Origin of the sequence: Mesorhizobium sp. M7A.F.Ca.US.002.01.1.1, assembly GCF_004022955.1 — a bacterium.
In the GTDB taxonomy this organism is placed as follows: Bacteria; Pseudomonadota; Alphaproteobacteria; order Rhizobiales; family Rhizobiaceae; genus Mesorhizobium; species Mesorhizobium ciceri.
Genome location: NZ_RZQE01000216.1, coordinates 1 through 9602 on the forward strand (window position 1 = coordinate 1; position 9602 = coordinate 9602).

The 9602-nt window shown below is 60.8% G+C and carries 11 protein-coding genes; 9 read left to right on the forward strand and 2 right to left on the reverse strand.

The features are described from left to right. Positions 1-1006, forward strand: a 1006-nt coding sequence (adh, locus tag EN932_RS20315; protein WP_128369010.1) for an aldehyde dehydrogenase, incomplete at its 5' end; no start/stop codon positions are given. Positions 1007-1068: 62 nt separating this feature from the next. Further along, positions 1069-1413 carry a DUF779 domain-containing protein gene (locus EN932_RS20320; RefSeq protein ID WP_128369011.1) on the forward strand — a complete coding sequence of 115 codons (345 nt, stop codon included), beginning with the start codon at positions 1069-1071 and terminating at the stop codon, positions 1411-1413. A 55-nt stretch (positions 1414-1468) separates the two neighbouring features. On the opposite strand, the gene hemN is transcribed toward EN932_RS20320, so the two are convergent. Then, on the reverse strand, positions 1469-2818 hold the full coding sequence (gene hemN, locus EN932_RS20325) for an oxygen-independent coproporphyrinogen III oxidase (RefSeq protein WP_128369012.1): 1350 nt from the start codon (positions 2816-2818) through the stop codon (positions 1469-1471). 163 nt (positions 2819-2981) lie between these two features. On the opposite strand from hemN, the gene EN932_RS20330 reads away from it, so the two are divergent. Next, positions 2982-3710 (forward strand): Crp/Fnr family transcriptional regulator, encoded by a 729-nt coding sequence (locus EN932_RS20330; RefSeq protein ID WP_128369013.1) that lies wholly within the window; start codon positions 2982-2984, stop codon positions 3708-3710. Positions 3711-3712: 2 nt separating this feature from the next. Here EN932_RS20330 and EN932_RS20335 read toward each other — a convergent pair whose 3' ends face one another. Next, positions 3713-4123 (reverse strand): hemerythrin domain-containing protein, encoded by a 411-nt coding sequence (locus EN932_RS20335; RefSeq protein ID WP_128369018.1) that lies wholly within the window; start codon positions 4121-4123, stop codon positions 3713-3715. 245 nt (positions 4124-4368) lie between these two features. Between EN932_RS20335 and ccoN the strand changes: the two genes are divergently transcribed. From ccoN to EN932_RS20365, 6 genes are all read left to right on the forward strand, one after another. Continuing rightward, complete coding sequence (ccoN, locus tag EN932_RS20340) at positions 4369-5979, forward strand: cytochrome-c oxidase, cbb3-type subunit I (protein WP_128369014.1); 1611 nt, start codon at positions 4369-4371, stop codon at positions 5977-5979. Between the two features lie 11 nt (positions 5980-5990). Then, positions 5991-6722, forward strand: coding sequence for a cytochrome-c oxidase, cbb3-type subunit II (ccoO, locus tag EN932_RS20345; RefSeq protein ID WP_128369015.1), 732 nt, complete (start codon positions 5991-5993; stop codon positions 6720-6722). Between the two features lie 12 nt (positions 6723-6734). Continuing rightward, the gene (locus EN932_RS20350; protein ID WP_023764650.1) at positions 6735-6884 is read left to right on the forward strand and encodes a CcoQ/FixQ family Cbb3-type cytochrome c oxidase assembly chaperone; all 150 of its coding nucleotides are present in this window, start codon (positions 6735-6737) and stop codon (positions 6882-6884) included. Positions 6885-6886: 2 nt separating this feature from the next. Next, complete coding sequence (gene ccoP, locus EN932_RS20355; protein WP_128369016.1) at positions 6887-7750, forward strand: cytochrome-c oxidase, cbb3-type subunit III; 864 nt, start codon at positions 6887-6889, stop codon at positions 7748-7750. Positions 7751-7924: 174 nt separating this feature from the next. After that, the gene (ccoG, locus tag EN932_RS20360) at positions 7925-9484 is read left to right on the forward strand and encodes a cytochrome c oxidase accessory protein CcoG (RefSeq protein WP_128369017.1); all 1560 of its coding nucleotides are present in this window, start codon (positions 7925-7927) and stop codon (positions 9482-9484) included. Beyond that, a partial coding sequence (locus tag EN932_RS20365) for a FixH family protein (RefSeq protein ID WP_206618949.1) occupies positions 9481-9602 on the forward strand: 122 nt, incomplete at its 3' end. The genes ccoG and EN932_RS20365, both read left to right, overlap by 4 nt.

A 9602-nucleotide genomic window follows, 5' to 3' on the forward strand; every position in this document is an offset into this window, starting at 1 on the left:
CTGGAAACTTGCACCAGCGCTGGCGGCCGGTAACTGCGTCGTGCTGAAGCCTGCCGAGCAGACCCCGGCTGCCATCTTGCTGTGGGCCGATCTGATCGGCGATCTGCTGCCGCCGGGCGTGCTCAACATCGTCAACGGCTTCGGCCTCGAGGCCGGCAAGCCGCTCGCGTCGTCGCCGCGCATTGCCAAGATCGCCTTTACCGGCGAGACTACGACAGGCAGGCTGATCATGCAGTATGCCAGCCAGAATCTGATCCCCGTGACGCTCGAGCTCGGTGGCAAGTCACCCAACATCTTCTTCAAGGATGTCGTCGCCGAAGACGACGATTTCTTCGACAAGGCGATCGAAGGCTTCGTCATGTTCGCGCTGAACCAGGGCGAGGTCTGCACGTGCCCGAGCCGCGCGCTCATCCATGAATCGATCTACGACAGGTTCATGGAACGCTCCCTCAAGCGCGTCGAGGCGATCGTGCAGGGCGATCCGCTCGATCCGGCGACGATGATCGGTGCTCAGGCCTCGTCCGAGCAGATGGAAAAGATCCTGTCCTACATCGACATCGGCCGCCAGGAAGGCGCCGAGCTGCTGACCGGTGGGGCGCGCAATCTTCTGCCCGGCGATCTGGCAGGCGGCTACTACGTCCAGCCCACGGTGTTCAAGGGTCACAACAAGATGCGCATCTTCCAGGAGGAAATATTTGGGCCGGTGGTATCGGTCACGACCTTCAAGGACGACGACGAAGCCCTGGCGATTGCCAACGATACGCTCTACGGTCTCGGCGCCGGCGTCTGGACACGCGATGCCAACCGCGCCTACCGCTTCGGCCGGGCAATCCAGGCTGGCCGCGTCTGGACCAATTGCTACCATGCCTATCCCGCGCATGCGGCCTTCGGCGGCTACAAGCAGTCCGGCATTGGCCGGGAGACCCACAAGATGATGCTCGACCACTACCAGCAGACCAAGAACATGCTGGTCAGCTACAGCCCGAAGAAGCTCGGCTTCTTCTGATCACCGCGCCCATGCGCGCGGCTCCACGGGGCCGCGCGCATGACTGGAAACCGGATAAGACCATGCATGCAAAAGTTACGGCGACGCCGGCGGCCCTTGAACTGATCGCGGAGATTGTCACCGATCATGGCCCGGTGCTGTTCCATCAGTCCGGCGGCTGCTGTGATGGCTCTTCGCCAATGTGCTATCCGGTGGCCGGCTTCATCATCGGTGACCAGGATGTGCTTCTTGGCCACATCGGTGACGCCCCCTTCTACATCGGGGCCTCGCAATTCGAAGCCTGGAAGCACACCGATCTCATTATCGACGTTGTGCCTGGTCGTGGCGGCATGTTCTCGCTCGACAATGGACGTGAGAAGCGATTCCTGACGCGGTCGACGATTTGCACCGTTCAGATCGGGCTGTAGGCTTCCCATCCGAGTTGCCGACTTGTGCGAGCATTTCTGAAACGAAACCCGATGCTCAGACCGCTACGGAATGTCTCGCCTTGCCGGTTTCGAAATATTTGTCGAATTTCGCCGCGACGCTTCTGACAAAGGGGCGGCTTTCCACCGGCACGACGAAGTGGTCACCGTCCAATTCAAGCATGCGTGCAGGATCAAGAAGGGCAGTCGAGCTTGCCTTGCTGAGAAGCTTTTCGCCGGCTTCGCCGAAGCGCTCAACCAGGTCGATCGCGGAAAAGGCGAAGTCGCACATCAGCCGTTCGATGATCCAGCCGCGAACGCGATCATCAACGGAGAGCGCGATGCCTCTGACGGTCGCCAACTCGCCGTTGCCGACCATGCGGCCATATTCAGCTGTCGACGGCATGTTCTGTGCATAGCCTTGCCGGTACTGGCTGACGGACGAAGGGCCAAGGCCGATCAAAGTCTCGCAGCGATCTTCGGTGTAGCCCTGAAAGTTCCGATGCAAAGTTCCCGAACGTGCGGCATGCGCCAACGCATCGTCAGGTTTGGCGAAATGGTCGAGTCCGATTGCTTCGTATCCCTGGTTGAGGATAGCGCGCGCTGCCAGTTGCGATTGGGCAAACCGCTCTTCCGGGCCCGGCAACCAGGCCTCGTCGATCATTGTCTGATGTTTCTTGAACCATGGCACATGCGCATAGCCAAAAAGCGCGATCCGATCCGGCTCCAGGCTCAACGCTTGCGCGACCGTAGAGGAAACGCTCTCCCGGGTCTGGTGCGGCAAGCCGTAGAGCAGGTCCAAGTTGACCGATTCAACGCCGCGCGAACGAACGCCGTCAACGACAGCTTTCGTTTGCAAGAAGGTCTGCTCGCGATTGATGGCCTTCTGGACCTTGGGATCGAAATCCTGGACGCCGAGGCTCGCCCTTGTCATGCCGATTTCGGCGAGTGCGTCGAGCCGGGCTTCGTCCATGTCGTTGGGTTCGATTTCAACGCTGATCCTGGCGTCGGGAAGAAATGTGAATCTATCGCGCAAGACTTCCGCCAGTGCGACGATATCCTGCGGTTTGAGCATGGTTGGCGAACCACCACCGAAATGAACGGCACGCACGTGACCCTTGCCTGCGACAAGACCGGCCACGGTCGCGATCTCGTCATGCAGCGAGCGCAGATATTGGGTCACCGGCTCGTAGTGGCGTGTCTGCTTCGTATGGCAGGCGCAGAACCAGCAGAGCTTGTCGCAGTAAGGGATATGCAAATAGAGCGAGATCTCGTCATCCTCGCCAAGCGTTTGCAACCAGCCGCGACAAACGGCAGCATCGACACCCGGATGAAAATGCGGCGCCGTCGGATAGCTCGTGTAACGCGGCACGTTCTCGCCAAGTCGGGCAACTAAATCTGGGCGCATGTCCTAATCTGCTCCGGGCTGTTTCGCACGACACTGCTCACGAGAGGCAATAGCCGCCTTGATTTCGGTCAAAGCCCGTCGGCTGCGGACAAACTGCCGCAAGCGCCTTTTTCTTGGCTCGATGCTATATCGTGACAGGACTTTGCGTCCGCGGAAGACCACGATGACAGTGCGTCAGGATGTACACAGCGCCGGCATTCCCGTGCTTTGCCAATCATGCGAAGCGCGCCACCATGGCGTTTGCGGCGCGCTCGACCCTGAACAACTGGTGGGTCTCGCCAAGACCTCATCGAAACATACGGTTGAACCGGGCGCGGAATTGATTGGCGACGCCGAGACGGTCGGGAGTTACTCGAATGTGCTTTCCGGCGTGGTCAAGCTCACGAAAAGCCTCTCGGACGGACGCCAGCAGATTGTCGGGCTTCAATTTGCTCCCGATTTTCTGGGACGGCCTTTCAAGGTAGAAAGCGCGATCAACGCCGAAGCCGCTACCGCTGTCTCCCTGTGCTCATTCCCCATGGCCGCCATCGAACGGATGATGAAAGAGTCGCCGGGACTGGAGCACCGCCTCTTCAAACAGACGCTGAACGAACTCGACGAGGCGCGTGACTGGATGGTGACGCTGGGGCGCAAGAGTGCTTCGGAAAAGGTGGCGAGCTTTCTGTTGATGATCGCCAGAAACATCGATCCCGCGCTCGACCCCGCCGCCCAGTCGACACGTTTCGAGCTACCACTGACCCGCGCCGACATCGCCGATTTCCTCGGTCTGACGATCGAGACTGTCAGCCGTCAGCTGACCCGGCTGCGATCGGACAACGTGATCCGTATCGAGAACAATCGGCATGTTGTTGTCGATAGCCTGCACCGGCTACAGCGCCGCTCCGGCGCCTAGAATCAACCGACGATCCCAATCATCGGCAGGACATGCTCGCGCTCAAAGGCGATGTGGCGGCGCACGCTTTCGAAGAAGCCGCGCAGCATGAAACCAACCGCTTCGGCATTGTCGATGGTCTTGCCATGGCCGATCGCCAGCAGAATTTCAGTCACCTCGCCGGCAAAGCATTCGTCCTCGACATGTTCGGCGCGCAATCGCCGGGTGGAATCGAGGTTGGCGTCGCGGCTGTTCAAAGCAGCCTCGTAGGCCGGGAAGATCATCGTCTCTTCGTATCGATGAATGTTTCGCAACAACGGGACGATCGCGTTTGCCGTGCTTAGGCATTTCAAACGATCAACCTTCGGCAAGGTGTCGGCGATTCTTTCGAGGGCCTCGCAGAGCTGCAGCTTTTCCAGATGGGCACGTTTCATCACCGCCGCCGGAACCGCCTCCCGGCCAGATCGAGCTGTCGTATTTTCACGGCCTGTTTCGTTCAGCGACGATCCCAGCTCCTTCAACCTGTTCAACGGCAGCCTCCTGATCGTTTGTGCGACCGACGCTGCCCAATCCAAAAGGATGTGGCTTTGACATGGATCAAGGCGGCGGTGGGCCGACTGCTGAATTGGTGTCACGCGGATTGGCGTCCGCGCATCGGAATCGACGTCGGGGACATGTCATGAAGTTTGGTACACAAATCTTCGCTTTGGGCCTGTTCACATTTGCCGCCCTTGTCGCGGCCGGGTTCGGTGTCGACGAGCCTTTCCGCCAGCACATGTGGGTGCTGTTTTTTGTGCTGCTCGGGTTTGTCGGCATCCTCATCCGCAACACAAGCTTCGAAGTGGCCGCTCCGATCGACCCATCCGCCTACATGGACGGTCCAATCCGCTACGGCGCCATCGCCACGATGTTTTGGGGTGTCGTCGGCATGCTGGTCGGCGTCGTCATCGCGCTGCAGCTTGCCTACCCCGATCTCAACATCCAGCCCTGGTTCAACTTCGGCCGCTTGCGGCCGCTGCATACCTCGGGGGTCGTCTTCGCCTTCGGCGGCAACGCATTGCTTTGCACGTCATTGTATGTCGTGCAGCGGACCTGCCGCGCCCGGCTCTTCGGCGGCGATCTCGCCTGGTTCGTCTTTTGGGGTTACCAGCTTTTCATCGTGATGGCCGCGACAGGCTACCTGCTCGGCATCACCGAGAGCCGCGAATACGCCGAACCCGAATGGTACGTGGATATCTGGCTGACCATCGTCTGGGTCGCTTACCTCATCCTGTTCCTTGGCACGATCCTGAAGCGCAAGGAACCGCACATCTACGTCGCCAACTGGTTCTACCTGTCCTTCATCGTGACTATCGCGATGCTGCATGTGGTCAACAACCTTTCAATGCCGGCCTCTCTCCTCGGTTCCAAAAGTTACTCCGCCTTTTCCGGGGTCCAGGACGCGCTGACGCAATGGTGGTACGGCCACAATGCGGTCGGCTTCTTTCTCACCGCCGGCTTCCTCGGCATGATGTATTATTTCGTGCCCAAGCAGGCGAACCGTCCAGTCTATTCCTACCGGCTCTCGATCATCCATTTCTGGGCGATCATCTTTCTCTACATCTGGGCCGGGCCGCATCACCTGCACTACACCGCCCTGCCCGACTGGGCGCAGACGCTCGGGATGGTGTTCTCGATCATGCTGTGGATGCCGTCCTGGGGCGGTATGATCAATGGCCTGATGACGCTGTCCGGCGCCTGGGACAAGCTGCGCACCGACCCGATCATCCGCATGATGGTGATGGCCATCGCCTTCTACGGCATGTCGACCTTCGAAGGGCCGATGATGTCGATCAAGACGGTCAACTCGCTGTCGCACTACACCGACTGGACCATTGGTCACGTGCACTCCGGTGCGCTCGGCTGGGTCGGCATGATCTCGTTCGGCGCGATCTACTACATGGTGCCGAAGCTCTGGAACCGTAACCGGCTCTATTCACTGCGACTGGTCACCTGGCACTTCTGGCTGGCGACCCTGGGGATCGTCGTCTACGCCGCGGTCATGTGGGTGTCCGGCATCATGCAGGGCCTGATGTGGCGCGAATACGACGAGCAGGGCTTCCTGGTCTACTCCTTCGCCGAGACCGTCGCTGCCATGCACCCCTACTACGTCATGCGCGCCATCGGCGGCGCCATGTATCTCTCCGGCGCCCTGATCATGGCCTGGAACATCACCATGACCATCCTCGGCCACCAGCGCGAGGAGCAACCGATGCCGGGCTCTGTTCCCGCCCTTCAGCCTGCCGAATAAGGAGCCAGAACATGGGCTTGATGGATAGACATGCACTCATCGAGAAGAACGCGACGCTGCTTCTCGTAGGCTCCCTTCTTGTGGTGACCGTCGGCGGGATCGTCGAGATCGCACCGCTCTTCTATCTCGACAACACGATCGAGAAGGTGGAAGGCATGCGTCCCTACTCGCCGCTTGAGCTCGTCGGGCGCAACATCTATGTACGCGAGGGCTGCTACCTCTGCCACAGCCAGATGATCAGGCCGTTCCGCGACGAGGTCGAGCGCTACGGCCACTACAGCCTGGCCGCCGAGTCAATGTACGATCATCCCTTTCAGTGGGGATCGAAGCGGACGGGGCCGGATCTGGCCCGGGTCGGTGACCGCTACTCGAATGCATGGCATGTAGCGCATCTCTCCGATCCGCGTTCCGTTGTGCCGGAATCGATCATGCCCAGCTACGCCTTCCTGAAGGACGCGCCGATCGACGTGAAGGACTTCTCGACGCACCTGGTCGCCAACCGGCGGGTCGGCGTCCCCTATGACGATGAGATGGTGGCGCACGCCAATACCGATCTGATGGCGCAGGCTGATCCGAACGCCGACACATCAGGTCTTGAGGCCCGTTATCCCAAGGCCAAGATTGGCGACTTCGACGGCAACCCGCAACAGGTCACCGAAATGGATGCCCTCGTGGCCTATCTGCAAATGCTGGGCACCCTGGTCGATTTCAAGAATTACGACGAAGCCGCCGGCTATCGCTGAGGAGTTTTTTCTATGAATTACAATCTTATGCGGGAGTTTGCCGACAGCTGGGGTCTGGTCGCCATGGCGCTTTTCTTTGCGGGGGCAATTGTCTTCGCCCTGCGTCCCGGCAGCCGCAAGTTGGCGGACGAAGCAGCCCGGATTCCTCTCGAGGACGAGTGATCATGAGCGACGAGCACATCGACGAAATCTCTGGCGTCTCAACCACGGGTCACGAATGGGACGGCATCCGGGAGCTGAACAACCCACTTCCGCGCTGGTGGGTCATCACGTTCTACGTCACCATCGTGTGGGCGATCGGCTACACCATCGCCTATCCGGCATGGCCGCTGCTGCACTCGGCGACAACGGGTGTTCTCGGCTATTCAAGCCGCAACGACGTCAAGAACGAGTTGGCGGCGGCGGAAGCAGCGAAGGGCAAATACGTCGCGGCGGTGGAGTCGAAAAGCGTCTCCGAAATCGCAGCGGACGATGCCTTGCGGGAATTCGCGGTCGCGGCCGGCGGCGCCGCATTCAAGGTCAACTGCACGCAGTGCCACGGCTCCGGCGCCCAAGGTTCCAAGGGCTTTCCCAACCTCAACGACGACGACTGGCTGTGGGGCGGCAAGGCGGAGCAGATCCAGCAGACGATCACGCACGGCATCCGCTTCGCTTCGGATCCGGACACTCGCCTGTCGGAAATGCCGGCCTTCGGGGACATCATCACCGCCGACCAGATCGCCCAGGTCAGCGCCTACGTCGCCAGCCTGTCCGGCAAGGTCCGCGATGGAACTCTTATTCAACCCGGCGCCAAGGTCTTCGCCGAAAACTGCGTCGCCTGTCACGGCGACAATGCGAAAGGCAACAGGGAACTCGGCGCGCCCGACCTGACCGACGCGATCTGGCTTTACGGGTCGGGCGAGACGGCAATCGCCGACCAGGTTCGCGCACCGAAGCAGGGCGTGATGCCTGCATGGGGCGCGCGTCTCGGCGAGACCAAGGTCAAGGAGTTGGCGGTCTACATCCATTCGCTCGGCGGTGGGGAATAGGTCGGGGGCCCTATTTCCTGCCCTTCACCGCCTGAGCGACGAGGCCCGGCCAGTCCGGGCCTCGATCTTTTCGGCATTGCCTGGATTGACCTGCATCAACGCGGGTCGGTCCATGCGGCGGCAATGTTGCCCGGCGCGCTCAAAATCACACTCTGCGCGCAAGTGGAGATAGTCGTGCTCGACAAGACGCAGGTGGAACGGCTGGAAGCGGAGGCGGTCAATTCCGCCGAGACACGTCAGCCCCTCTACGCCGCGCGCAAGAAAATCTTCCCAAAGCGCGCCTCGGGCAACTTTCGCCGCTTCAAATGGCTGGTGATGGCGATCACGCTTGGCATCTACTACCTGACGCCGTGGCTGCGTTGGGATCGCGGTCCATTTGCCCCGGACCAGGCCGTGCTGCTCGACGTCGCCAATCGGCGTTTCTACTTCTTCTTCATCGAGATATGGCCCCAGGAATTCTTTTACGTGGCTGGCCTTCTGGTCATGGCGGGCGTCGGTCTTTTCCTGATCACGTCGACTGTCGGCCGTGCCTGGTGCGGCTATGCATGCCCACAGACGGTGTGGGTCGATCTGTTCCTCGTCGTCGAACGCGCGATAGAGGGTGACCGCAACGCCCGCATGAAGCTCGATGTAGGCCCCTGGACCGCCCGCAAGCTGATGCTGCGCGTATCGAAGCACACGATCTGGCTGGTCATCGGCGCGGCGACCGGCGGCGCCTGGATTTTCTATTTCGCCGATGCACCGACGCTGGTTGGCGAGCTTTTCACCGGTACCGCCGCGCCTATCGCCTACATCACCATCGCCGTGTTGACGGCGACCACCTACACGTTCGGCGGGCTGATGCGCGAGCAGGTCTGCACCTATATGTGCCCATGGCCGCGCATCCAGGCGGCCATGCTCGACGAGAATTCGCTCACCGTCACCTACAATGACTGGCGCGGCGAACCGCGCTCGCGTCATGCGAAGAAGGTGCAAGCCTCGGGGCAGTCCGTCGGCGACTGCATCGACTGCAATGCCTGTGTCGCGGTGTGCCCGATGGGGATCGACATTCGCGACGGCCAGCAGCTCGAATGCATTACCTGCGCACTGTGCATCGACGCCTGCGACGGCGTCATGGACAAGCTCGGCAAGGAGCGCGGGCTGATCGCCTACGCGACGCTCTCCGACTACAACGCCAACATGATGCTGGCGACCGCGGGCGGCTCCAGTTCAGTCAATCCGTCACTGGTCAGGACGGCCGTCGGCACCTTCTCCGATCAGGTGGCGCATTTTCACATTCGCAAGATCTTCCGGCCGCGCACCTACGTCTACATGGGCCTGTGGTCGCTGATCGGGCTGGGCCTGCTCTATTCGCTGCTGACGCGCGATCGGCTCGAGGTCAACGTACTGCACGACCGCAATCCGCAGTTCGTCACGCTGTCCGACGGTTCGATCCGCAATGGCTACACCGTCAAGCTGCTCAATATGATCCCTGAGCCACGGACAATCGTCGTCACGATGCAGGGCTTGCAGGGCGCCGAGATGAGCGTGGTCGGCGACGACATTCCGGCCGGCCGGTCTTTCGCCATCCCGGTCGAGCCCGACCGCCTGAAAACGTTGAAGGTCTTCGTTCGCCAGCCGGCGGACCAGATCCACGCCCCGGCACAGACCTTCAAGTTCCGTGTCGAGGACAGAGCGAGCTTCGAGTCGAACGAGTACACCGCAACATTCAATGCGCCAGAGGCCGCCAAATGACCGCCAATGCCCAAAAGCCTCGCGAATTCACCGGCAGGCACATGCTGGCCATCATTCTCACCTTTTTCGGGGTGGTCATCGCGGCCAACCTGACAATGGCCACGCTCGCCAATCCGAG

Coding starts and splice junctions, on each gene's coding strand:
- EN932_RS20320 (WP_128369011.1), top strand. CDS start 1,069: ATGCATGCAAAAGTTACGGCGACGCCGGCGGCCCTTGAACTGATCGCG.
- hemN (WP_128369012.1), bottom strand. CDS start 2,818: ATGCGCCCAGATTTAGTTGCCCGACTTGGCGAGAACGTGCCGCGTTAC.
- EN932_RS20330 (WP_128369013.1), top strand. CDS start 2,982: ATGACAGTGCGTCAGGATGTACACAGCGCCGGCATTCCCGTGCTTTGC.
- EN932_RS20335 (WP_128369018.1), bottom strand. CDS start 4,123: ATGAAACGTGCCCATCTGGAAAAGCTGCAGCTCTGCGAGGCCCTCGAA.
- ccoN (WP_128369014.1), top strand. CDS start 4,369: ATGAAGTTTGGTACACAAATCTTCGCTTTGGGCCTGTTCACATTTGCC.
- ccoO (WP_128369015.1), top strand. CDS start 5,991: ATGGGCTTGATGGATAGACATGCACTCATCGAGAAGAACGCGACGCTG.
- EN932_RS20350 (WP_023764650.1), top strand. CDS start 6,735: ATGAATTACAATCTTATGCGGGAGTTTGCCGACAGCTGGGGTCTGGTC.
- ccoP (WP_128369016.1), top strand. CDS start 6,887: ATGAGCGACGAGCACATCGACGAAATCTCTGGCGTCTCAACCACGGGT.